Raw genomic sequence first — 23,264 nt, 5'->3', positions numbered from 1 at the left:
CGTAACACTTCTGTTAATCTCGATTGCGGAACAGGGATCTTTTCAATCACTTCTTTCAATGGATTGAACCCACTCATCTATATACGCTCCTTTCAACTGTTGGCGCAAAGCTTGCAAACCTCGCCGAATATTTGTTTTTACAGTCCCTTCTGGGCAGTCTAAAATAAGAGCAATTTCCTTTACGACAAGATCTTGATAAAAACGCAGCAGTAAAACTGTTTTATATTTTTCCTCTAACCGGCTTAATGCCTGCCATAAGTCCAATTGTTCATCTATATTAGTAGTGCTTTTCGATTCATAATCATCAAACTTGAGCGGATCGGTAAGTTTGACCTGATTATTTTTTTCTATGTATGATTTACTGCAATTGATAACAATACGTGTTAACCAAGTAGAGAAGTACTTTGGCTCTTTTAATTTAGGTAGTCCTTCAAATGCACGAACAACAGATTGTTGAAAAATATCAACAGCATCATCTTCGTTCCGAACATATACAAATGCAATTCGATATAATTGTGTCTGTAATGGTTCAAGCAGTTCATAGAAGGCTTTTTCATCCCCCGATTGAGCCTTTTCCACAAGTGTATTTTGAGTTGTTAACATCTCGCACCCCCCTTCACTCTATTAGACCCTACAAAAGTCCATTTCGATTCAAAATTATTTAAAAGTTTACTTCTTACTAAGGATAACGTATTTGGGATAGGGGGTAGTGTGGGAGGGAGAAAATGTGTAGAATAGCCAAAGTAACATATGCTATGCCGGAAGTTGAAAACTGTATTTTGTTTTGTTTAAGGAGGATTACCAATGACAACTTCAAAGAAAACTATACGGACTTGTAGCAAAGGACATAGCTACTATAAAAGCAGCGATTGCCCGACATGTCCGACTTGTGAGCAAGAACGTAAACCTGAAAATGGATTTCTTTCGATACTTTCAGCACCGGCAAGAAGGGCGTTGGAAAGCAACGGTATCACTTCTTTGCAACAGCTATCGACTTGTAGTGAAAACGAGATTTTGCAATTTCACGGTATGGGACCCGCTTCTTTACCGAAGCTTAGAGATGCTTTGAAAGCCAATGGGTTATCATTTAAGAAGTAAACCAAGTTTCCAGGAATTTATTCAAATCTTTAATTCGAGATATTTCGCTTGCATCTCCGTCAGTTGAGTGGTAAAGTGATAGTAGAGAAAGGGAGTGATGAGCAATATGCAAAAGAATACACGCGGATCGTTAATTTGGCTGCGGCTCACTCGATTCACTCATCAAAGCAATCTACTTTCAAATGAGTTTTTAAAACAATATGATTTGACGACTGCGCAATTTGATGTGTTAATGCAAATCTCGACATATGAACCGTTAACACAAAGTGAATTAGCTGAGAAAGTGACTGTGACACAAGGCGGTATTTCGCGCATGCTCACTCGCCTGGAAAAGGAAGGGCTCATTGTACGAAAGCAGGAATGGAAGACGAAAACAATCTCGTTAACGGATAAAGGTCGTCAAAAATTGGACAATGCATTTGAAGCCCAGCTTGCGTTCCAGTCTTCGTTTTTTGAGGAATGTTTATCAGAAGAAGAAATGAAAACCTTATATACACTCATGTCACGTGTACAAAGAAACAGTGAAAAAAAGGAGTTGCCGAATAGGTAATTTTTTTTACCCATTCACTTGACTAATCAAATGAATGAAGAGGAGGAACAATACATGTATACAATTCCAGGGCATCACCATATTTCGATGATCACAAAAAATGCAAGTCAAAACAATCATTTCTATAAAGAAGTACTTGGTTTGCGCCGCGTGAAAATGACAGTCAATCAGGACTCTCCGTCCATGTATCACTTGTTTTATGGCGACAGAACAGGGAGCGCGGGAACGGAACTCTCATTTTTTGAAATTCCGGTTGTAGGCAGTACCCACCGTGGGACAAATGCTATCACACGAATCGGGTTGCTCGTCCCTTCGGAAGCTAGCTTAACTTACTGGAAAGCACGTTTTGAGGAATTCGGTGTACAGCACGGTGACATCATTTCATACGCAAACCGTCCCGCTTTGCACTTTGAAGATGCAGAAGGCTTGCGCATGGTTCTCCTTGTATCTAATGGGGAGAAGGTTGCACATTGGGAAACGTGGGAAAAGTCAACGGTACCGGAAGAGCATCAAATTCAAGGAATGGGTTCAGTAGAGATGACTGTTCGCAGAATCGATAAACTTGCAAATACTCTTACGGAAATGTTCGGTTATACGGAGGTGTCACGTACGGAAGAAGAGGCGATTTTCCAATCGGTTCAAGGCGAAGTGTTCGGTGAGATCGTAGTGAAATTTTTAGACGGTCCATCCGAAAAACCGGGACGTGGCAGCATTCACCATTTGGCGATCCGTGTCAAAGATGAAAAAGAGTTGGCGTACTGGGATGGAAAAGTGCGGGAGCGTGGCTTCCAGTCATCTGGTATTGTGGACCGCTTCTACTTTAAAAGCTTATACTTCCGGGAGTCAAACGGAATACTATTTGAAATTGCGACAGATGGCCCGGGCTTTACAATCGATGGTGATATTGAAACGCTTGGTGAAAAATTAGACTTGCCGCCATTTTTAGAGGAACGCCGTAAGGAAATTGAAGAAAAACTACAACCAATTGAGGAGGAGTAATTATGGAAAAATATCGCATTGAACCTTCAAAAGGCATGGAATTTGGGCTTTATTCACTAGGCGACCACATTCCCAATCCGCTGACAGGAGAGCGTGTTTCCGCCGAACAGCGCATCAAAGAATTGATTGAAGCAAGCAAATTGGCCGAACAAGCCGGAATTGATGTCTTCGGCGTCGGGGAGAGTCATCAAACGTACTTTACAACTCAAGCCCACACTGTCGTACTTGGGGCTATCGCACAGGCGACGAGCAAGATTAAAATTACAAGCTCCGCTACGGTGCTAAGCGTCTCGGACCCTGTACGTGTGTATGAGGATTTCTCGACAATTGATCTGATTTCTGGAGGCCGTGCGGAAATCGTTGCCGGTCGTGGTTCACGGGTAGGCGCATATCAATTACTTGGTGTTGACTTACAGGATTATGAAGAAATATTCGAAGAGAAATTAGAGCTTCTCATGAAAATAAACGAAGAAGAAAGCGTGACTTGGCAAGGAGAATTCCGTGCCCCGTTACAAAATGCCCAAATCCTGCCGCAACCTAAAAATGGCTCTTTGCCTATTTGGCGAGCTGTGGGAGGACCACCTGCGAGTGCCATTAAAGCTGGTTATATGGGGATTCCAATGATGTTGACTACATTGGGAGGGCCGGCAATCAATTTTAAGCCTTCTGTCGATGCTTATCGTGAAGCCGCTGAACGAAGCGGCTTTGATCCCGCAACATTACCCATTGCGACAACAAGCTTGTTTTATGTAGGGGATACAACAAAAGAGGCATTACAAGGCATGTATCCACATATCAATGGAGGATTTCAAGCGATTCGTGGCGGGGGGTATCCAAAGCAGCAATTCGCCCAAGCGCCTGATACGCGTGATGCATTAATGGTTGGCAGCACTCAGGAAATTATTGAAAAGATGCTTTATCAATATGAGCTTTACGGAATGCAGCGGTTCATGGCTCAGGTCGACTTTGGCGGCGTTCCATTCGAAAAGATCATGAAAAACATTGAAATCATCGGGAATGACATCATCCCGGCAATTAAAAAATATACAGCCAAATCATGATGGGAGTGAACAGCATGAAAATTGTAGCGCTAGCCGGCTCGAACGTCGGTTCGAAAACTAAAACAGCCATGTTAAAAGTGACTGACATTCTTGAACATAAATACCCGCAACATGAAGTGACACTACTTGACCTAGCCGACTATTCATTGGAATTTAGCGATGGGCGCAATTACTTTGAATATGACGGAGATACAAAATACGTTACAGAGACGATTATGGCAGCTGATGCAATCATCATTGGGACACCAACTTTCCAAGCATCCATTCCTGCAACGCTGAAAAACATCTTCGATTTGCTTCCGGTCAACGCTTTTCGGGACAAAGTCGTAAGCAATGTTGTGACAGCCGGTACAGCAAAGCATTATTTAATGGTAGAGCAACAACTAAAGCCAATCTTAGCTTATATGAAAGCCCATATCGTTCCGACGTACGTTTTTATTGAGGAAAAGGATTTTTTGCGTAAAGAAATTGTGAATGATGATATCCATTTCCGTTTAGACCGACTGGTTGAAGATACCGTATTGACAGTGGAAGCCTTCGAAGCAATTCGTAAGAAAAAAGATGAAGAATATGATTTCTGAGGAATATATTGAATACAGATAGGATAGTTGTCTGTTTACTTTTTATTACTATGTTACAATTAAATACGTACTTACAAAAAGAGTGCAAGTGATTTATAATGGAAGATGCAGTACAGTAAATAGATATAAGAGGAGAGTTTTTTCAAGCATGAATATTTTAGTAGTGAAAGCAAATAATCGCCCCGCGACAGAAGCAGTTTCAAGTAAAATGTATGAAACGTTTATGGCTGAAGTAGAAGGTAAAGATGTAAACGTAACGACTTACGATCTTTTTAAAGAAGACACACCTTATTTTGGTCAAGAACTCTTTGACGCTTTTGGCAAAGTTCAAAACGGAGGAGAGTTAACAGATATTGAATCACGCCTATTAGCTGCAAAACAAAAAGCGATGGATGCCATCTCAGCTGCTGATGTAGTCGTCATTGCATTCCCGCTATGGAACTTGACAATCCCAGCTAAATTGCAAACATTTATCGATTATATATATGCTGCAGGCTTTTCATTCAAATACGACGCTGAAGGCAACTTGGTCAGCCTATTGACGGATAAAAAGGCGATCTTCTTGAATGCGCGCGGCGGTATTTACTCTGCTCCAGAAGCAGCACCGATGGAAATGGCTGTCAACTATATGCGCAATGTATTCGGTGGGGTCTTCGGTATGCAAATCCTTGATGAAGTAATTATTGAAGGTCACAATGCAATGCCCCATAAAGCACAAGAAATTATAGAAACAGGCATGGATGAAGTAAAAGCTTCTGCCCAACGATTACTAGAAATGACTGTTTACGCTTAATGTGAAACGTTCTATATGGATATGGCCTATGCAGGGCTGCAGAGAGAGCCAATCGAAAATCATCGATTGGCTCTACTTTCAAAGAACAATCTCATTAGAAGGAGGAACTGAAAAATGAGCAACGATCATATTGTGTCGAGAGGAATTAGAAGTGTCAGGGATGTACTTGTCGAAGAGAGATCGCCAGGACACAAAGCGGGATTGGTTATAGAACCGAATAATTGGGAGGATGTAGACCCATTTTTATTGATGGCTGAAGATTTTTTTGTCCGTGGCACATTTGGCATGCACCCGCACCGCGGCATTGAAACAGTTACGTATGTGATTGACGGGAAGCTTGAACATGTGGACAATAAAGCGGGTGAAGGTGTACTAGAACCGGGCGACGTTCAATGGATGACAGCTGGTAAAGGCATTATTCATACTGAGGATCCAGTTGCTGGTGAAACGGTTCACTCTCTGCAGCTGTGGGTTAATCTTCCGAGCGACAAAAAGATGACGGAACCTCGTTATCAAAATATGCGTGCACAGGATATGCCTGTTCGCCTTGAGGAAGGGGCAGCAATACGGGTGTTTTCTGGTTCTTCGATGGGCGTATCGGCGAATACGAAAAATCATGTCCCTGTTACAATGGTTGAATGTAATGTGGATGCAGGTGCGTCGGTTACACAAGATCTGCCTGGAAGTTATAATGGATTCCTCTATATTGTTGATGGAAAAGGAACGTTTGGTAAGGACAGTACGGAAGGAAAACAAGGGCAAGTACTGTGGCTTGAGCGCACGGGGGATGAACAACAAACGGAAGTGGCCATTCATGCAACAGAAAAACTGCGTGTCCTTTTATACGCAGGACAACCAATCGGAGAAAAAGTTGTCGCTCGTGGTCCGTTTGTGATGAATTCGGAGGAAGAGATTATACAGGCTTACAAAGATTATAGAGAGGGCAAATTTGAATGATTTGAAAAAGCCTCCACCCAGGTATATCAAGGCTATCTTGTAATTAGTGAAGTATTCATGCTATGATAGGCTACTGGCAACGGAGGTGGCAAAACGATGAACACTCGTTTAACAACAAAAGAAAAATTACTAAATTTATTAAAAAAAGAAACGAAAATGACCGTAAATCAATTGGCTGAAGGATTGCAAATTACAGAGATGGCAGTCAGAAAACATCTTAATACACTTGAAAGAGATTCTTTCATCCATGTGTCTGAAATAAGGCAACCTGTTGGTAGACCCGTTCAAGTTTTTTCATTGACACCCCAGGCAGATGTGTTATTTCCTAAAAACTACGACAACCTTACTGTTGACTTTTTGAATGACCTGCAGGAAATTCAAGGAGATGAAATCATTAATCACCTTTTTGAAAAGAGAAGTGAACGGCTGGCGAGTAAATACTCATCATACATGCAATCCAACTTTTCAAATGAAGAGATGGTTGAGAAGTTGAAGGATATTCAAATTGAAAAAGGGTATATGGCTGATGTCATTAAAATAGACGACAATGAGTTTGAGTTAATCGAACATAATTGTCCAATCTTTGAGGTGTCTAAAAACTTTAAGCAAGCTTGTAATTGCGAGACAAATATGTTCAAAGAAATATTAAATACGAAAAGTGTAAAACGAACAAGTTGCAAAGCTGACGGCGATCACCATTGTCATTTTCTCATCAATTTCAATGAAGATTGAAAAGCTGATTAAAAGGGACTGAGTTGCCAACAACTTTCCATCGTAAAAGGGAAGCGTGTTGGAGACAACTCCATTGACTTCAGCTGAATACTTGGTCTATCATTACGATGAACACTTTTTATACTAAAGGGTTTATAAAGTATAAAAAGAAAATGGAGAAACGGGGGAATATTAATGACTAGTTTTACTTTACCAGCATTACGTTATGGATTTGATGCATTGGAACCGGTTATTGATCAACAGACGATGGAGATTCATCATGGGAAACATCACCAAACCTATGTAAATAATCTCAATGCTGCACTTGAAGGACATGAAACGCTACGCAACAAGACATTGGAAGATCTGCTGACTAATTTGGATACGCTGCCTGCGGCGATCCAAGGAGCTGTTCGAAACAATGGCGGGGGACATATGAACCACTCGTTATTCTGGGAAACCCTCACGGCACCATCTGAAAACAATTTACCGACTGGAGAGTTAGCGGCGGCGCTAGACAAGGAATTTGGCAACTTCGAAAAATTCCAAGACGTTTTTACGAAAGCGGCAACAGGAAGATTCGGGTCTGGATGGGCTTGGTTAGTCGTCAATAAAGAAAAACAAATCGAGGTAACAAGCACGCCAAATCAGGACAATCCAATTATGGAAGGCGACACAGCAATTTTAGGATTGGACGTTTGGGAGCATGCTTACTACTTGTCTTATCAAAACAGAAGACCTGATTATATTTCAAACTTTTTCAAAATCATTAATTGGGATGTTGTAAGCGAAAAATATGAAGATGCATTGAAGAAATAATAGATGCCTACAAGATAAGGTGCCTTCCGGGCTCTTATCTTGTGCATTTCAAAACCAACCACATATAGGGAAGTGACGAATTGAAAAGCAGTCTTGATAAAGTCAATTCTTTTAAAGAAGCAATGGCAAATTACCCCACTGGTGTAACGGTCGTTACAACAATTGATGAAAAAGATAATCCGATTGGCTTAACAGTCAATTCATTCGCATCCGTATCGCTAGATCCATTGCTTATTTTATGGTCAATTGATAAAAGGGTTTCTACATACGAATCATTTCTTAAGGTAGATAAGTTCGCAGTTAATATTTTGGCAGACAATCAAGCAGACATTGCTGCTTTATTTGCAAGTAGGAACACAGATCGCTTTGCGAATTGTAAGTGGAATCTTTCGGCTAATCATCTGCCGATTATTCATGGGGCAGCTGCCACGTTGCAATGTAACGTATTTAAGAGAATTGAAGCTGGAGACCACACGATTTTTATTGGAGAGATATCGGAAATCACTGTTGAAAAGAAATCACCCCTTGTTTATCACGGAAGAAAGATGGGTGCATTACCGTCAAGCTTCCATGAGAACTAAAATCTCCTTCTTATAGCAGCTGAGTATAACAGTAGAAAACTTCATTTTTGAAAAGATACATTTTGGGGAGCGTCAAATAATGCAACTGTAAAAGATTTGACGCTTTCAGTGGTTTTAATAGTCGTAGGGGATTTCGTCTGACATGAGGATTTTTATGCCAATTGTTTTCGATTATTTTTTTGCTTCCGATGTTAGTTATGGCTAACTCACATCGGAAAAAATTATTGGAGGGGATAAGATGCAAAATACTTCGGATAAAATATTGCAGGCAGCATTGACGTTAATGGAAGACAAAGGATACCAAAAGGTTTCAATAAAGGAAATTGCGCAACAGGCCGAAGTTAGTGAGATGACGATTTTTCGACACTTTAAGACGAAAATGGGAGTTTTCGAATCAGCGGTAGATAAATTTTCTTATATCCCATGTTTCGAAGAAATATTCGGTAAACGTATTGTTTGGGATTTGAAAAAGGATTTGACCTTACTTGCTAAGTCTTATTTACAATTGATGAATAAAAATAAGCCGATCTTTTTAATTGCTGTTCAAGAAAGAAGTGATTTTCCGGAGTTAAATGAAGCCATCGCTAAAAAAACGAATGAACTTAAAGACTTAATCATTGATTATTTCACTTCCATGCAAGAAAAAAATCGAATAAAGGAGACAGATGCAGAAGCGCAGGCAATTATTTTTTTAACGACTTTGTATGGATATTTTTCATCGACGTCTTTATGGAAAGAGCATTTCCTACATGAATGGGAGGAGTCGTTTGTAACGAATACGATTCAATTATTTTGTGAGGCATTAAAAAAATAAGTTTAATGGACAGGAGTATAAAATAGATGATATCTGAAAAGCAGTCATTTAATCGAAATCTTATTGTTGGAATTTTGTTAGCGGCGTCGTTTGTTACCCTATTGAATCAAACATTAATTATTATAGCCATTCCGCCTATCATGAACGATTTTCAAATTGATCCGAGTCAAGCGCAATGGTTAACAACAGCGTTTATGTTAACGAACGGAATATTAATACCTGTCACAGCATTTCTCATTGAAAGGTTTTCGAGTAAACATCTTTTAATTGCAGCGTTAAGTGTTTTTTCAATTGGAACGCTTATAGGAGCAATCGCACCTAGTTTTTCCTACTTGCTTGTAGCGAGAATTGTTCAAGGGATGGGCGCTGGAATTATGATGCCGTTAATGCAGACGGTTATCCTTACGCTTTTTCCACCTGAAAAAAGGGGATCTGCAATGGGGATGGTAGGTCTCGTTACAGGGTTCGCTCCTGCAATCGGTCCGACATTAGCAGGATTGCTCATTGTGCAGTTTTCATGGCGTTCTCTATTTTACACTGTACTTCCAGTTGCTTTGATTGTGCTCGTTTTAGCGTTCTTCTTAATGAAAAATGTAACGCAACAAAAGCAAGTGAAAATAGATATTGCATCTGTTATTTTCTCAACATTTGGATGGGGAGGACTACTGTACGGATTTAGTATTGCGGGTACAGCTGGTTGGACGAGTGCACAAACTCTTGGGGCAATTGGTGTAGGGGTGGTAGCGCTGGCTATCTTTATTACAAGACAGCTAAAACTTACTCAACCTATGTTGGAATTCAGTGTATTCAACTCACCTATGTTTTTGATTACAACGATTTTGTCTGTCTTTGTCTTTGCGATCATGGTAGGAACACAAACATTACTACCGATTTTTGCGCAAGATGTAGCTGACTTTACTGCTCTTGAATCAGGATTAATGCTTCTTCCCGGGGCGCTAATTATGGGCTTTATGTCTCCAATAACCGGTAAAGCGTTCGATAAATTTGGCGGTAAATGGCTTTCTGTCATTGGGTTTTCCTTAATTACGATGGCGTTAATTCTATATGCAAACTTGTCGCTTAACGCATCTCTTATATGGATTGCGACGATATTTACCATTATGATGATTGGTGTATCTATGATGATGATGCCGTTAATGACGGCGGGCATTAATGCGCTACCTCCGCACCTTATTCCACATGGTACGGCGATGAATAATACAATTCGTATGGTTGGCGGATCAATTGGAACTGCAACACTCATTTCTGTGATGAGTTATGCATCTTTGAACACATCACTTCAACAACCGAAACAAGCGGCGATGGAAGGGATTCAAAACGCATTTATGCTTGCATCTGTATTGGCAGTTTTAGGTATATTATTGGCATTTAAATTAAAAAGTAAAAAGCAATAATATGATCTCTTATTGTTTACAACGTAAGCATCAAAAAACGCCTGCCTATTATAGCGGGCGTTACATGATTTTCTAATTTATTTGTTGTATCAATTCCAATAATCTTCCAGACATCCCATGAATAGCTTCCGTCGAGCTATTAATCTCTTCGGTCGCGGTCGCCTGCGATTGAATCTTATCACTCATATGATTAACACTTGTAGCGATGCTTTGTACAGATGAGTTGATTTGATCTAATATCTCTTCTATTTGCCCAACCGCTTCAGATGTATTGGAAGATAATTTTTGGACTTCTGCAGCAACTACGCTAAATCCTTTTCCGTGTTCACCTGCGCGTGCTGCTTCGATAGACGCATTTAGTCCAAGTAAATTTGTTTGAGTCGAAATGTTTCTAATTAGTTCCGTTATGGATTTTGTCAATTCAATGCATTCGATTGCCTCATCGGAGGATTTTGCCGTTATTTTATGCTCATAGGCGATTTCTGTAGCGTTATTTGATATATCTTTAATATTCTCCGCGATGTCTTGTAGGGAGTGTGTAAAGTCGCTCATTTCTCTTTCAATTTTCAGGTCGTATTCTCTTCGAGTTATTTCATGATTGATATCACGTAGAACACCTGAAATGAGTGTCGGATTTCCCTTGTCGTCACGAAGTATGTTTACCATCATGGTAAACCATCTTTCATCACCATTTTTTATTATCAGCTGGAATTTCATCTCAAACTCTGTCTGATTTGTATCATAAAGTTGGGACATAAAGTTTCTTCGTACATTTTCTCTGTTTTCTGCAATAACCAGATTCAACCATGATTCTATTTTTGGTTCAAATTCACTATCTTCAAATCCTAGTAATCGCTTGAATTGTGGAGAAAACCATCCCTCTTGAGTATCCAAGTTGTTTTTCAAGTCCATGCCCCAGGCACCTTCAAGAGTTGTCACACTGAAGCCCAGTGACTTTTCGATCAACTCCAGGCGGGATAATAAACTTTGGATTCTTATTGTGTTCGTTTTGTTTTCATGGATGTTCAGTAACGTTCCGACGTTGCGATAGGGTACGCCCAATTCATTTCGTAATGTTTCTGCTTTTGCTTGGAACCATTCAATGGATCCATCTTTTTTTATACTTTGATATTCTATGTCATATGGTTCTCTTGTCTGTCCTGAAAAATGTTCCTGATACACGTTTGTTACGGTTTCGACTTCATCTGGAGCGATTGTGTTATACCAGCTATCGAAAACATTCGGAAAATCATTTTCATTCTGATATCCTAATGACTTTCTGAAAATATCATTATAAACATTATTACCAGCGGGAATGCCGTCTTCTATTTCCAAATCCCATGTTCCGATGCCGTTTAGTTCTGTAACGATCTGATGTTTTATATAAAGCTTTTCATATTTTGTCTGTAAAGCGTCTAGTAATTTATTCATGGATTCGACTACTCTTTGTAAATCACGATTATTTGTCTGAACGGATAGTTGAGTAGAAGTAGGTTTTTCCTGTTTGGATTCTTTCCTAAGCCGATCAATTTCAGTAAGTAATGTCTCGAAATGAGTATCCGTTTTTTTCTTAAACATGTTCCATCCTCCATTATATTCCCTTGATACTTATCACTTTACCAATCAATTGATAGTGGTGCAAGAAGAAAGTCTTGAATTGAAGATAATTTCGCGATCTTTATGTACAATTAAGAAGAAATGAGCAGTGCAAAGATTCTATTACTGAGTAAAAACAGAAAAGGGTGGTTAGAAGATGAAATTTGAAGTGAGTCTGGAAGCGGCTAATTGGTATAAAAAAGAGATGGATGTGAAGCAGGGGGATTATGTTCAATATTACGTTCAACTTTACGGCGGCATCCCTACTGCGCATCCGAATTATTCCTTGGGCATGTCTATTGGGAAAGAAGGGGACATTGCTGTAAAAGATGTGGTGGAAGGAATCACATTTTACTTTAATAAGAATAATTCTTGGTTTTTGAATGAGTTTGATATGAAAGTGGTTGTAGAAGGAGAAGAGTTAGCATTTGTTTTTCATGAAAAGTAACGGTTAATTTTTAGTTATGCTTGAGAAGGTTTGGTGGATGAAAGCCAGCCGTGCAAAACCCCGCTCTAAGTCTAGAACGGGGTTAAACGCTAGTAAAGAAATGGTTCAATCCATCTCCCTTGCCTTCTGTGTATCTCTGACGTTTTTCTGAACTGTAATTGCTGCAAATATACTTAGAACAAAGGCCATGGCATAAAACCCTTTTTCACTTAAAACAATACTTCCGGCATTGTACAAACCGATGCCCATTAACAATATCGATATAAGAAGTGCGAACCAGCTAAGGCCATAGTAAATATTTGTAACCGGAATGTTTTCATCTTTATCCCTTACCGCTTTTTGCAAAGACACGGATGAATAGAGCCCGAATATTAATATCGCAAAGTAATATCCTTTTTCATTCAGTTCCATTCCTGCGTTAAACAATCCTATCAGATAAGCCGAAACCCCAATGAATAACGCTGCCCAGGAAGCCCCTTTGAAAGCTGCAGTCGGTTCCCCATCTTTTCTTTCCACTTTCATCTTTGGCTCATTTCGCTTTTCTCTGTCAAATAAATCTTCAATATCATTTTTCATTGAAAATTCACCATCCCTTTTGATTATCATATCCAAAGGGATTTACATCGGCAACATATTTTTCCATGTCCCGTCTTTCTTACTAATCTGCCGTACGGTGTATAGGTGTAAATGGCTGTAAAAGTTCAGTCGTATTGACGTAACTTATTGTTTTTCTTGCAGAAGTTGCATACGTTTATTGAATAGACTACGATACGATAAAAGGCCGAGTAGGATGCTTGTCACTGCGGCAGTCGTTAGCAACAGGAAGATGATCAACAATTGAAATTGAACGGCTTGCATCGGGTCGGCACCAGCGATGATTTGTCCACTCATCATGCCAGGCAATTGCACAAGGCCGATTGTTTTTTGGCTTTCGATTGTTGGAATCATGCTTGCCTTGATTGATTGGATCAATTGTCTTTGGATTGCTTGTTTTGGTGTACCGCCAAGCGAAAGGATCAATTCTGTTTCATCGCGATGCGCGTCGATCTCCGCCGTAAATCGATTGAGGAATAGAATGGAGAGTACCATGGAATTGCCAATAATCATGCCGCTTATAGAAATGATATATTGTGCGGTAGGGGGTACAATTCGGAAGCCTAGTAAAATACTTTGCGTCAAAAGTTCGACAGTCACTAATGTTACAGCAACTTTCCATGTGATCCCGCCAATCGCTTTCCCTTTTTTGCGCACATTTTGTGTCGCTGCCCCAATCATCAATGTCACCATGAGAATGATGTACACAACATCATCCGAATCGAAAACGAATTTCAGTATATAGCCAACTGCAAGCAATTGGAGGATTGACCGGATCGTCGCAGTAATTGTATCTTTTTCCAACCCTAGACGAAGCGTCCTTGACAGCAGTAAAGGAATGACGATAAAAACGAGTGCGATAGCCAAGGTTGTGTAACTCATCGATGGTCCCCCTGTACAAATTGCTTCACCAATGCATGAGTCGGTGATTTTAATAAATCACTGTCACCAGTTTCGATAAGTTTGCCATCAATTAGCACCCATGTGAAATGGCCAATGGAAATGGCTTGCTCTAAATTATGGGTGATCCATACGATTGTCGAATCGTATTTACGGTTGATGTTGACGATCATTGCTCGATTTCATGCAACGAATTCCTATCTAGAGCAGATGTGATTTCATCCAGCAATAAGATTTCCGATCGGTTAAGCAATGTGCGTGCGATTGAAACTTTTTGCTGCTGCCCGCCTGATAAGTCGCTCGTCTTTCGGTGCAACACATCGCTCTTCAAGCCAACATCTTCCAGGATTTCGAAGGCATCTTGCTCGGCAAGTTCCTTACCTTGAAGTTCGAAAGGAAGTGCTAAGTTTTGAAAAACGGTGCCTTTCACCATTGGAGCACTTTGTAAAGCGATTCCGACGTGGCGACGCAGCGCGATTGGATCGTATGTAGAAATATGTTTGGCATCTATATATATGTCACCTGAAGTAGGGGTTAACAAGCTGTTGCAAAGTTTAAGTAATGTCGACTTTCCAGAGCCGGAAGGACCGACAAGTGTTGTAATCGTTCCCTTTGGAAAAGAACCTGTAATATCATGTAAAATCGAAACGCCATTAACGCTATAATCGACGTTTCGAAACTGAAGGGCAGGTTCATCTAAATTGGTCATACAATCCGCTCCTAGTTTTTATTCCGCTAGAGAAAATTATAGCTGATTTTTTACTGTAGCAGTTATCGTCTGTAAATAAATTAATCCTTATATCGACCGTCAATGCATCGACGGTCGATATAAGGACAGAAGTAGGTCGAAACGGAATCCCTTGCTTTAGTTAAGCTAAGATGAAACAATCCCGCGGAACGGTTTCTAACAGCGGGGTAGCCTCCCCGACGCTATACAATTGCAAATCGTGCATTGCCCTCGTGCACGCGGTATAAAAAATTCTGCGAAGGCTCTCGTCTCCATAAATATGCTCGGATGCATCGTAAATGGTGACCGCATCAAACTCAATGCCTTTTGCCAAATATGCTGGCACGACGACAACTCCTTGCTCATATTCCATGGAACCCTTTCGCAACAATTTTATGTCTTCAATCGTAGACAGTGATTCATATGCATGTCTGCTCTCCTCTGCTGATTTGCATATGATTGCGATGGTGTTGTAGCCGACGCTTTGAAAATGAGCAACTTTTTCAGCGATGCTGCGGCGCAGTTCTTCATGATCGATCACCCGTTTGAGTTCAGGCAACTCTCCTTCACGATAAAATGGGATAATCTGGTCGCCTTTCGGCATTAATTTACGTGTGAATTCAATAATCGGTTTTGTAGATCGGTAGCTTCTTGTCATAGTGATTACTTCTGTTTCATCGGGGCCAAATAGATTCGTGAGTACGTGGAAATCGACTGTTTCGCTTGCATGCGCGAATATTGCCTGATTGAAATCCCCCAACACAGTCATCTTTGCAGATGGAAATAAACGTCTCAAAAACTCAAATTGGAAAGGGGAATAATCCTGCGCCTCGTCAACGACGATATGTTTAATCGTACGATTTGCCTGAAAGCCTTTAATGAGCTCATTCAGCAGTAGAAAGGGAGTTGCATCCTCGTAGCGAAGTTGGTCTTCATCTAATATTTGTGCCGTTTCTTCGCAAATAGATGGCCATTCCGCAGGTGTGTCCCCGTTCATCCATTGTTTTATTGCCAAAGGGTCGGCAAACAGCTGCTTGTAGATGCCTTTCATATCGATGAACTCAAATGCCCGAACTCGTCTTTGCAACGGCCTCAATCTCTGTTGTACGATCAATTGAGCCAGTTCTTTTGTGTCCACCTCATAATCAGCGATTGAGTCTCTTTTAAAACCGTGCTTTTTCGCTAAGTACGCATGCGCTTTATTGTATTCCTCGTCGCTAAGTAGCTCGATTCGCTCTAGCACCCATGGTTGATGCCGTTCAACTTTTAGCGCTTCTTTCAGTTTGTTCAGCAACCAATCCTGCAGCTTTTCGAGACGGTTGTGGAAGCGTAATGAGGTGTCTTTTCGATAAAATCGTTCCGCTATTTGCTCTTTGGATACAATCGGCTTTCCTCTGAAAATCAAGTCTTTGAATTGCATGCCGGAAATCTCTAATGACTCCCTATATGATTCGATCGCATCGAAGAAAAGTGGTGATGCTTTGAATCGTATACTTGCCACTCTTGAATGATAGGAAGGGGAATCCGTTGCGGTTAACACATATTCCAACTGATCGTAAGGATTCTCGACTTGATAGTTCTTGCTTAATCGATGATTCAAGTATTCTTGGAAGGTGACTTGCTGCATATTTTCTTCGCCGAGCTCCGGCAGAACATTGGACACATAACTGTTGAACAATGTGTTCGGTGAAAAAAGAATAATTTGGTCGGCCTTCAAGCAATCTCGGTATTTGTATAGCAAATAGGCAATCCGTTGGAGGGCGGCTGACGTCTTTCCGCTTCCTGCCGCACCGTGGACGATGAGAAGTTTTCCTTGATCGTGGCGGATAATCCGGTTCTGTTCCTGCTGAATGGTGGCGACGATGCTGTGCATATGTTTATCAGTGCCTTTACCTAGCACTTGCTGCAAAATTTCGTCCCCAATCGTGAGACTCGTGTCGAACATCGATTGAAGAACACCGCCGCGAATAAGATATTGCCACTTTTTCACCAATTTTCCTTCGATAACTCCACCGGGGGTTACATAGGAAGCGTCTCCCGGCTGATAATCATAGTAAACACTTGAAATTGGCGCCCGCCAGTCGTATATAAGGAAATCTTCACCGCTGTCATCAGATAGCGTAGCAATTCCAATATAAATTTGTTCTTCAGTTGAAACACCATCTTCAATGAAATCAATTCGGCCAAAGTAAGGAGCTTCCTTCATTCGACGCAGTGTGGACAATCGTTTGGATGCATGGCGATGAGTGGTTTGACTGACAGCGAGTGCTTGCGCTTCCTGTCTTAGACCGATGATCGTCTCAAGATAGTCGTCAAACGTATCGACATTGACTTTGACTTCATCCCAGAAATGCTTGCGGATTTGTACGACCTCGTTCCGTTGTCGGGTCGTATCTTCCTCCAGTTTGTGAATCCGTTCTGTAATGACTTCCAGCGCATTGTCTACGCGTTGCTGCTCCTGCTGAAAAGTTGACTTCATAGCTAACACTCCTTTAAAAAAATGAGTAAAAGGGTTGACTGATGAATAGATTGTGTTGTATAATTAAAGTTGGGATAATATATTCATCTTAACAATACAAAGTCTATCTTAATAAATTTACCATAAGACTTCATTTTGTTCAATGGGTGGATTGTCGTATACATAATAATGTTGTCCGTTTTCCTATGATGAAATGAAAACTGAAAGCCCCTTTCCAATATGAATTGGAAAGGGGCTTTTGTCGTGAAATTGGAACCATTGCCTTCCGATATCAATTGGGCTTACAAATCGCATGTAACCAAGTTTTACAAAAAAAGCTTGTGGGCGTATGACTTTTAGAACCGAAATCAATGTCAGACAAATGGTATGAATTTAAAAAAACAGTTGCATAGTAGAAACCTTTCTTGTAAGATAAATAAACCGACAAATCGTAACGATTACGATTTGGCGATCGAAAGGAGGATTTACGAAATGAACAAAAAGTTTCTTTCCGCATTGTCAGTGATTTTCTTAGTACTACTCACTGCATGCAGCAATAACGAGCCTGTACATGTGAAAGAAAAAACGGGAGGTGGTGATGAAGTCTTATCTGTATATACGACTGTTTATCCACTTCAATACTTCACGGAGCGAATTGGCGGGGAAGCGGTTAAAGTCCAATCAATTTATCCGCCCGGAGCCGATGAGCATACATTCGAGCCAACTCAAAAAGATATGATGACGCTTGCTGACTCGGATGTCTTCTTTTATGTCGGGCTTGGGCTTGAAGGCTTCGTAGAAAACGCCGAAAAAACAATGAAAGGCGAGCATGTCAAAATTGTAGCGGTAGCGGACAGTATTCCTAAAGAATCGTTAGGTGAAGGGCATCATCACGATCATGACCATGATCACGGTCATGATGGGGAAGGCGAAGAGTCGCATGACCATGAAGAAGCGAGTGAAGATACACATAATCATAAGGAGCACAATCATGAACATGGGGAGTACGACCCGCATGTATGGATTTCTCCATTATTGAGCATTGAGCTAGCAACGACGATTAAAGATTCACTTATTGAAGCTATGCCTGAGAAAAAGGATGTATTTGAACAAAACTTTGAAAGCTTGAAAAGTGATTTAGTAGAATTGGACCAAAAATTTAAAGAGATGGCAGTCCATGCACCTACGAAAACATTCTTTGTCTCGCATGCAGCATTTGGCTATATCGCTAATGCGTATGGATTAGAACAAGTGGCGGTAGCTGGACTGAATTCACAAAGTGAACCTTCACAAAAACAACTGGCATCCCTCGTTGAATATGCGAAAGAAAATCATATTAAGTATGTGTTATTTGAACAAAACGTTTCTTCTAAACTAACGGATGTCATTAGAAAAGAAATCGGAGCAGAATCATTGATGCTTCATAATCTGGGTGTTTTAACTGCGGACGATGTGAAAAACAATGAAGATTATTTATCCTTAATGGAGCACAACATCGAAACGTTGAAGAAAGCATTGAGCAACGAATAATTTCTGTTAAAAGGAGGAGTGAAGGGTGAAAAAAATACCTGTTACAGTGCTAAGTGGTTATTTAGGCGCAGGGAAGACGACGTTGTTGAACCATATTTTACACAACCGGGATGAGTTGAAAGTTGCTGTCATTGTCAATGATATGAGTGAAGTGAATATTGATGCTTCTTTATTAAAACAAGGCGGCTTTTCACGGACAGAAGAAAAATTGGTAGAGCTGCAAAATGGCTGTATTTGCTGTACACTTCGTGAGGATTTAATGCTTGAAGTGGAAAAATTGGCGGCTCTTGGGGATATTGACTACATTGTAATCGAATCTTCGGGAATTAGTGAACCGATTCCGGTTGCGCAGACGTTTACCTATGTAGACGAAGCGCTTGGCATTGATCTATCGAGACTATGTCGATTGGATACAATGGTGACCGTTGTAGATGTGAATGCTTTTTGGAACGACTTTACATCTGGCGATACTTTGCTGGAACGACGGGAAGCTGTTTCGGAAGTCGATGAACGAGAGGTTGCTGATTTGCTTATTGAGCAGATTGAATTTGCCAATGTCCTGCTATTGAACAAGACGGATTTACTATCTCCAGAAAATGTTGGCGAGTTAAAAGGTATGCTGCAAGCGTTAAATCCTGATGCGAACATCATTGAGACAGTGCGTTCCCAAGTACCGATAAGCGAAGTGTTGGATACGGGATTGTTTGATTTTGAGGCTGCCAGTCAAAGTGCTGGATGGATTAAGGAATTGAACGAGGAGCATGTTCCTGAGACGGAAGAGTACGGAATTGCGTCGTTTGTGTATAGGGATAAAATTCCATTTCACCCAGTGCGCCTGGAGAATTGGCTTTTAGAATGGCCGGCTGAGATCGTTCGGGCAAAAGGGTTTCTATGGTTGGCTACCCGTGACGATAGCATGGTTTTACTATCCCAAGCAGGTCCATCTATAACGTTTGAAATAGCGGGAATGTGGGATGAGGAGTCCGGGGAAAAAATGAATGAGCTTGTCTTCATTGGAATCGATATGGATCAGCAAGAGATTATCCAAGGTTTGAACAAATGTCTGCTTACAGATGAAGAGCGTAAGCAAGATTGGTCCAATGTTGAAGATCTGCTAACAAGGTTGTAAAGGGGAGGTGTAGAGATGAGAGTAACAATCACACTAGTCTGTACGGAAACGGGAGATCGAAATTATATTACGACGAAAAATAAACGTAATAAGCCAGAGCGCATCGAATTAAAGAAGTATTGCCCACGTTTGAGGAGAGTGACTCTTCATCGAGAAACGAAGTGAAATTTTTTTGTTGTTTTTTAAATCGTAATGATTACCGTTTGTGCGCGGTGAACAGTGATCTACCAGAAAGTAAAAATGAATGGTCGAAAAGTTATGAAATAATCAATGCTTATTGACTTTGACAATCACCCTCTGTAAAGTTGTATTGTATAAAATGAAAATCGGTGACGAGAAACAGTAAGAGAAGAACCCTGTTCTTTAGAGAGTCGACGCTTGGTGGAAGTCGATGGACAGATCTATTCCGAAAATCATTCTCCGAGATGCAATGCTGAAAACAGTAAGCTTTGCCGGATTTCCTCCGTTATTAGGAACGCGTATGATCGTACGTTGACTGAGCGCCGCACGGTTTCTTTTTGAGGGACTTGCGGAATATGGGTGGTATCGCGAGCACAAACTCGTCCCTGTTTAGGGGCGAGTTTTTTTATGGGGAAAATAACGGTGAGTTGCATCATTTTTACTTTAGGGAGGTTCGATTGTTATGAAAAATCTGATCGTCGTTGCAGGTTCATTGATTGTTGCGTTTGCCTTTAACTGTTTTCTCGTCCCCTATGGAATTTTGAGCAGTGGAATTAGTGGGATTGCTATTTTGATTGGATTGATTACACCATTTGATATTGGTTTGATGAACCTCTTGCTGAATCTGCCTTTGTTGATTTTGGGATACGTTAAACTTGGGAAGGTGATTACGGTTAATACACTGATTTGTGTGTTGTCGCTTTCCGCATTTTTATATTTGGTGCCGGTTGTCGCAGTGACAGACAATATTTTGTTGTCGACGATCTTTGGAGGGGTCATAGGAGGCATTGGAGTCGGACTGATCTTAAAATTTTCCGGAACTTCGGGCGGCTTGGATATTATTGCGATTATACTTTCCCGAACGAGTAATATTAGTATCGGTCTTCTCCTAACGGGCATGAATGGCATCATCGTTCTTATTTCCGGTGCTGCTTTCGATTGGAATATCGCCTTATATACGCTTTTGTCCATCTATTTGACAGGCAAGATGATTGATAGCATTCATACAAACCATATCAAGTTAACGATGCAAATTGTCACTTCGCAAGGGGAGGCAATCCGGGAAGATTTATTGAAGTCCATCTATCGGGGCATTACGATCACGGAAGGGTACGGCGGCTACACGCAAGAGAAAAAACACATTTTAATGACGGTCGTGACACGGTATGAAATGTTGCAGGTGAAAAAGGTTGTCCGCAGCTATGACGAGAAAGCATTTATTAATATATTTGAGACTGTTGAAGTAGATGGTGTTTTCGCTAAGAATTAGGAGGCTTCACAAAATGAGTAGAAAAAATGTGCTGTTTTTAGGCTTGATGCTATTTTCTTTATTTTTCGGAGCGGGCAATCTTATTTTTCCGCCCCTCCTAGGGTTGGAATCAGGGAATAACTTCGGGTCGGCGATTACCGGGTTTCTGATTACTGGTGTGCTGTTGCCATTCATGGCAATTATGGCAATCTCTTTGTCTGAGAACGGACTCGTCTCCATTGGCAGCCGGGTGCATAAGCTGTTCGGCCTGATATTTGCGATTATCATCTATATGTCAATCGGGGCTTTATATGGGATACCGAGAGCTTCGAATGTCGCTTACGAGTTGGGGTTCAAGCAAATCGTAAACGTTAACGGCTGGCTCGCGCTGTTTGTATTCTCCTTGCTGTTTTTCGGAGCGACCTACTTCATTAGTTTAAATCCAAAGAAAATCGTGGATCGCATTGGACAACTTTTAACACCTATTTTATTAGTAGTGTTAGCTATTCTCGTCATTCAGGCTTTCGTCAAATTTGAGGACATTGCTTCTCCGGCGAAGGGAAGCTATGCTTCGTCTCCATTTGTCAAAGGTTTCGTGGAAGGGTATTTCACGATGGATGCCGTGGCGGCGCTGGCATTCGGGATTGTCGTCATCAACGCTCTGAAAGATAAAGGCGCAAACTCCAAGTCGGCACTGGTGAAAGGTACGTTGGGAGCCGGTGTCATAGCCGGGCTTGGATTGGCCGTTGTCTATGTATCCTTAGGATGGATCGGCAGGGTCATCCCCGGGGAGAACGACTTTGCGAATGGCGCAGAGATACTGACTGTTGCATCGGATTTATTGTTCGCCAGTGGTGGCGGACTTCTGTTCGGATCAATCGTGACGTTGGCATGTCTGACCACTTGTGTCGGCTTGACCAATGCCTGTGCGAGATTTTTTAATGAAATTTATCCGAAAATTCAATACCGTTCGTATGTCGCTATTTTTGTATTGATAGGCTTGTTGGTGTCTAATTTGGGGTTGAACGCGATTCTTAGTTTTGCAACGCCTCTGTTGGTGTTCATTTATCCGATTTCCATTGTGTTGATCATCCTGTCCTTGTTCCAGCATTTTGCTGGCGGAGGGAAGATGATGTATCGGCTTGCGGTTTGCGTTGCGTCAATTTTTGCATTGTACGAAGCGTTGACGAGTATCGGGTATGAAGTCGAAGGCGTAACCGGATGGCTAGATGTGATCCCATTCTTTGAGCATGGACTGGGCTGGGTCTTGCCTGCATTTGTTGCTGCAATGGTTGGTTACGGGATGGATAAGTGTAATAATGAAGTGATTGAATAGGAAAAGAGTAACCTTCCTACTTGCGGTATATTCGCAAGGGATGGTTACTCTTTATTATTAAATCCTATTCTCACAAGTACTCTTTTTCAAAGTTCTTTGTGCTGCGGACAGTGTCGATCGATCGTACAAGACCTTCGATTGTCTCGCGTTTGTTTTCATAGAATGGGGGCAAGGAAAGTTTTTCGCCAAGCGTTTCATATGGCTCATCACCCATGAATCCAGGACCATCTGTTGCTAATTCGAACAGAATCGTGGGATTTCTGGAGATCTAAAAAAAGAGGCCACAAAATATTTAAAAATGATCCTTGATTTTGGCGAATCAACCTTCCCAAGAAGGAGCTGGGGTCATTTGGATAAATACTTTAACGCACATTAATCTTACCATGTTTTGAGAACGTAAAGTCGCTGCGAAGACGATGAAGGTGTGGCTACTGAATTACCGTCGCATTGGATTTAAAGCGCTGAAACCGAAAAGGCGCGGAGATCGTGGAGGTTCCAGAAGGCTTTCGCCGGAAGATAAGGATCACATTCTGGAAGAACAAAAAAAGTTCTCCACATGCCTGTCAGCGTCTTCTACGAGCAACTGATCAAGAGTGGAGAAATCAAAGAATTGGTTTACATTATTGATTGCAGCTGTCATCGTGACTTTTGTTTTCGCTTGTTGTCGATCGTTCATTCTTCTTTCGATTGATGGGGATTGTGGCGACGCCAGTGGCGGTTTGGCGAGTATATATCATG

At 41.1% G+C, this 23,264-nt stretch carries 23 protein-coding genes, 2 pseudogenes and 1 other annotated feature; of the genes and pseudogenes, 18 read left to right on the top strand and 7 right to left on the bottom strand.

Annotation, left to right across the window (positions count from 1 at the left end; translation table 11 throughout):
- Positions 1 to 42: 42 nt before the first annotated feature.
- Positions 43 to 603, bottom strand: a complete 561-nt coding sequence (locus AWV70_RS02030) for a sigma-70 family RNA polymerase sigma factor (RefSeq protein WP_060203853.1) — start codon at positions 601 to 603, stop codon at positions 43 to 45.
- 201 nt (positions 604 to 804) lie between these two features.
- On the opposite strand from AWV70_RS02030, the gene AWV70_RS02025 reads away from it, so the two are divergent.
- From AWV70_RS02025 to AWV70_RS01970, 12 genes are all read left to right on the top strand, one after another.
- Entirely contained in the window at positions 805 to 1,098 is a 294-nt protein-coding gene (locus AWV70_RS02025; RefSeq protein ID WP_060203851.1) for an RNA polymerase alpha subunit C-terminal domain-containing protein, read from the top strand.
- A gap of 106 nt (positions 1,099 to 1,204) precedes the next feature.
- A complete protein-coding gene (locus tag AWV70_RS02020) occupies positions 1,205 to 1,648 on the top strand; it encodes a MarR family winged helix-turn-helix transcriptional regulator (protein WP_060203849.1) in 444 nt (147 codons plus the stop codon).
- A gap of 54 nt (positions 1,649 to 1,702) precedes the next feature.
- The gene (locus AWV70_RS02015) at positions 1,703 to 2,647 is read left to right on the top strand and encodes a ring-cleaving dioxygenase (RefSeq protein ID WP_060203847.1); all 945 of its coding nucleotides are present in this window, start codon (positions 1,703 to 1,705) and stop codon (positions 2,645 to 2,647) included.
- Between the two features lie 2 nt (positions 2,648 to 2,649).
- Positions 2,650 to 3,708: an LLM class flavin-dependent oxidoreductase gene (locus tag AWV70_RS02010; protein WP_060203845.1), complete on the top strand. Its 1,059-nt coding sequence runs from the start codon at positions 2,650 to 2,652 to the stop codon at positions 3,706 to 3,708.
- 14 nt (positions 3,709 to 3,722) lie between these two features.
- Positions 3,723 to 4,289 carry an NADPH-dependent FMN reductase gene (locus AWV70_RS02005; protein ID WP_060203843.1) on the top strand — a complete coding sequence of 189 codons (567 nt, stop codon included), beginning with the start codon at positions 3,723 to 3,725 and terminating at the stop codon, positions 4,287 to 4,289.
- Between the two features lie 148 nt (positions 4,290 to 4,437).
- A complete protein-coding gene (locus tag AWV70_RS02000; protein WP_060203841.1) occupies positions 4,438 to 5,082 on the top strand; it encodes an FMN-dependent NADH-azoreductase in 645 nt (214 codons plus the stop codon).
- Between the two features lie 114 nt (positions 5,083 to 5,196).
- On the top strand, positions 5,197 to 6,039 hold the full coding sequence (locus AWV70_RS01995; protein ID WP_060203839.1) for a pirin family protein: 843 nt from the start codon (positions 5,197 to 5,199) through the stop codon (positions 6,037 to 6,039).
- Between the two features lie 96 nt (positions 6,040 to 6,135).
- A complete protein-coding gene (locus tag AWV70_RS01990; protein WP_060203837.1) occupies positions 6,136 to 6,771 on the top strand; it encodes a helix-turn-helix transcriptional regulator in 636 nt (211 codons plus the stop codon).
- Between the two features lie 174 nt (positions 6,772 to 6,945).
- Positions 6,946 to 7,569 carry a superoxide dismutase gene (locus AWV70_RS01985; protein WP_060203835.1) on the top strand — a complete coding sequence of 208 codons (624 nt, stop codon included), beginning with the start codon at positions 6,946 to 6,948 and terminating at the stop codon, positions 7,567 to 7,569.
- 80 nt (positions 7,570 to 7,649) lie between these two features.
- Complete coding sequence (locus AWV70_RS01980; RefSeq protein ID WP_306464354.1) at positions 7,650 to 8,150, top strand: flavin reductase family protein; 501 nt, start codon at positions 7,650 to 7,652, stop codon at positions 8,148 to 8,150.
- Between the two features lie 238 nt (positions 8,151 to 8,388).
- Positions 8,389 to 8,964 (top strand): TetR/AcrR family transcriptional regulator, encoded by a 576-nt coding sequence (locus AWV70_RS01975; RefSeq protein WP_060203833.1) that lies wholly within the window; start codon positions 8,389 to 8,391, stop codon positions 8,962 to 8,964.
- Between the two features lie 26 nt (positions 8,965 to 8,990).
- Positions 8,991 to 10,379, top strand: a complete 1,389-nt coding sequence (locus AWV70_RS01970; RefSeq protein WP_060203831.1) for an MDR family MFS transporter — start codon at positions 8,991 to 8,993, stop codon at positions 10,377 to 10,379.
- A gap of 72 nt (positions 10,380 to 10,451) precedes the next feature.
- On the opposite strand, the gene AWV70_RS01965 is transcribed toward AWV70_RS01970, so the two are convergent.
- Positions 10,452 to 11,957: a methyl-accepting chemotaxis protein gene (locus tag AWV70_RS01965; RefSeq protein WP_060203829.1), complete on the bottom strand. Its 1,506-nt coding sequence runs from the start codon at positions 11,955 to 11,957 to the stop codon at positions 10,452 to 10,454.
- Positions 11,958 to 12,132: 175 nt separating this feature from the next.
- On the opposite strand from AWV70_RS01965, the gene AWV70_RS01960 reads away from it, so the two are divergent.
- Positions 12,133 to 12,423, top strand: coding sequence for a HesB/YadR/YfhF family protein (locus AWV70_RS01960; RefSeq protein ID WP_060203827.1), 291 nt, complete (start codon positions 12,133 to 12,135; stop codon positions 12,421 to 12,423).
- Between the two features lie 105 nt (positions 12,424 to 12,528).
- Here AWV70_RS01960 and yiaA read toward each other — a convergent pair whose 3' ends face one another.
- From yiaA to helD, 4 genes and pseudogenes are all read right to left on the bottom strand, one after another.
- A complete protein-coding gene (gene yiaA, locus AWV70_RS01955) occupies positions 12,529 to 12,999 on the bottom strand; it encodes an inner membrane protein YiaA (RefSeq protein ID WP_060203825.1) in 471 nt (156 codons plus the stop codon).
- Between the two features lie 144 nt (positions 13,000 to 13,143).
- Positions 13,144 to 13,899 carry an ABC transporter permease gene (locus tag AWV70_RS01950; RefSeq protein ID WP_060203823.1) on the bottom strand — a complete coding sequence of 252 codons (756 nt, stop codon included), beginning with the start codon at positions 13,897 to 13,899 and terminating at the stop codon, positions 13,144 to 13,146.
- Positions 13,896 to 14,626 (bottom strand): annotated as a pseudogene (locus tag AWV70_RS01945) (phosphate ABC transporter ATP-binding protein). The gene AWV70_RS01950 and the pseudogene AWV70_RS01945 overlap by 4 nt, the downstream one beginning before the upstream one ends.
- 160 nt (positions 14,627 to 14,786) lie before the next feature.
- Positions 14,787 to 17,123: an RNA polymerase recycling motor HelD gene (gene helD / locus AWV70_RS01940; protein ID WP_060203821.1), complete on the bottom strand. Its 2,337-nt coding sequence runs from the start codon at positions 17,121 to 17,123 to the stop codon at positions 14,787 to 14,789.
- 471 nt (positions 17,124 to 17,594) lie between these two features.
- Between helD and AWV70_RS01935 the strand changes: the two genes are divergently transcribed.
- The 5 genes from AWV70_RS01935 (at position 17,595) to brnQ (ending at position 22,526) form a co-directional block, all read left to right on the top strand.
- Positions 17,595 to 18,632: a metal ABC transporter solute-binding protein, Zn/Mn family gene (locus tag AWV70_RS01935; RefSeq protein ID WP_060203819.1), complete on the top strand. Its 1,038-nt coding sequence runs from the start codon at positions 17,595 to 17,597 to the stop codon at positions 18,630 to 18,632.
- Positions 18,633 to 18,657: 25 nt separating this feature from the next.
- Positions 18,658 to 19,761 carry a GTP-binding protein gene (locus AWV70_RS01930; RefSeq protein WP_060203817.1) on the top strand — a complete coding sequence of 368 codons (1,104 nt, stop codon included), beginning with the start codon at positions 18,658 to 18,660 and terminating at the stop codon, positions 19,759 to 19,761.
- Between the two features lie 15 nt (positions 19,762 to 19,776).
- Complete coding sequence (gene rpmG / locus AWV70_RS22765; RefSeq protein ID WP_082713419.1) at positions 19,777 to 19,926, top strand: 50S ribosomal protein L33; 150 nt, start codon at positions 19,777 to 19,779, stop codon at positions 19,924 to 19,926.
- 155 nt (positions 19,927 to 20,081) lie between these two features.
- Positions 20,082 to 20,332, top strand: a binding site (T-box leader).
- 72 nt (positions 20,333 to 20,404) lie between these two features.
- On the top strand, positions 20,405 to 21,211 hold the full coding sequence (locus AWV70_RS01925) for a YitT family protein (protein WP_060203815.1): 807 nt from the start codon (positions 20,405 to 20,407) through the stop codon (positions 21,209 to 21,211).
- A gap of 13 nt (positions 21,212 to 21,224) precedes the next feature.
- Complete coding sequence (gene brnQ / locus AWV70_RS01920; RefSeq protein WP_060203813.1) at positions 21,225 to 22,526, top strand: branched-chain amino acid transport system II carrier protein; 1,302 nt, start codon at positions 21,225 to 21,227, stop codon at positions 22,524 to 22,526.
- Between the two features lie 70 nt (positions 22,527 to 22,596).
- Here brnQ and AWV70_RS22760 read toward each other — a convergent pair.
- A pseudogene (locus tag AWV70_RS22760) lies at positions 22,597 to 22,782 on the bottom strand (ring-cleaving dioxygenase); the annotation flags it as partial.
- Positions 22,783 to 23,264: the final 482 nt, after the last annotated feature.

The organism is Sporosarcina koreensis (assembly GCF_001531445.1).
Classification (GTDB): Bacteria; Bacillota; Bacilli; order Bacillales_A; family Planococcaceae; genus Sporosarcina; species Sporosarcina koreensis_C.
The sequence above is the reverse complement of the archived record's forward strand: the minus strand, read 5'-3'. Positions and strand labels throughout refer to the sequence as shown.